The following is a 1117-nucleotide window of genomic DNA, read 5'->3' as shown; positions in this document are numbered from 1 at the left end:
TAACGCCCAGGGTAAAGGCCGCCGGGTTTTTCTGCCGGCGCGCTTCGCTCAGCAAGCCGACCTCATCCCCAAAATATTGCTCATAAATTAACTGACCGCCCAGTTGCGGATAAGACGGAACATAGCCCTCCGCCCGCAGGTCAAAACCGTTGGCGGGGCGCTCTTCGTAATCTGGCAGTTTCTTGCCGTCTTTCCAGCCACTGGCGCGGAAATAGCTGTTGGCACCGAAGCGCATAAAGTCACGGGCATATTCAGCCCCCAGCCCGAAACGGGTGTGGTCACGGGTAATATCGTGGTCAAGGAAGGCGTTATAGCCAAACATGCCGGCATCAAGGAAATGGCGCTGCCCAAAGCCCACGTTGGCCGTGGTGCGGCTGTCAATATGGCGTAAGCCGAACTGGGTAAAGGCCATCTGTTTTTCGGTATCATACAGCGGCAGCAGCATGTCAAACTGGCTGCCGTCCAGCCGGCCACGGTCATCCACATTGGCCTGTAATTTCACTGTCCCGTAACGTTGCAGCCAGTGTTGCAGTGTCTGGTTGGCTTCACCCACGGCCATGCCGCGCAACTGATTTTGGGTATTCTCGACAAGATTGCCGCTTTTCAGCATCCCCGCCGCACGGGAAGCGGCACTGGCCAGCCAGTGCTCAGTACCGCTTGAAGCGGCATTATTTGAGGTAACATCGTTTGCCGATATGTCAGCCTCAGAGCCTGCCTGCCGTAAACTCTCTGCCAGCCGTTGACGGGCTTGGGATTGAGGCACATCAATTTCATCACCGGCGGTCAGGCGGTCAGGCTGAGCCTGCAAATGATGGGGTTTCCCTGCCTGCACAACGGCCTGTGTTTTTGTCCCCGCGAGGGCGGGCGTAACAGTCCCCGCAACAGGAAAGGCAACCTGCGCAAAAATATTCACCCAGGCCACCCGCTTAAGATGATGGTGCGGTTTATCTGTCCACTGCTTATCTCGTTTCTTTAGCATGTTTTATCAACCTTCAGAATCAACACTATCTCCATCAGGCGTCATTAAACGCCGATGCCATTGACCCATCCCAGAGCGGTGTTGCTATCCCCATATTTGTTCTACATCGTGAGTTGACATTTAGTACCAAACTGTCAA

At 54.8% G+C, this 1117-nt stretch carries 1 protein-coding gene; it reads right to left on the bottom strand.

What is annotated here, in order from left to right; translation table 11 throughout:
- The coding region (locus Xvie_RS20330; protein ID WP_208612661.1) for an inverse autotransporter beta domain-containing protein at window positions 1–979 on the bottom strand (979 nt) is incomplete at its 3' end.
- Window positions 980–1117: the final 138 nt, after the last annotated feature.

This window comes from Xenorhabdus vietnamensis (genome assembly GCF_002127535.1).
Classification (GTDB): Bacteria; Pseudomonadota; Gammaproteobacteria; order Enterobacterales; family Enterobacteriaceae; genus Xenorhabdus; species Xenorhabdus vietnamensis.
This window is presented reverse-complemented; position numbering and strand designations above follow the sequence as displayed.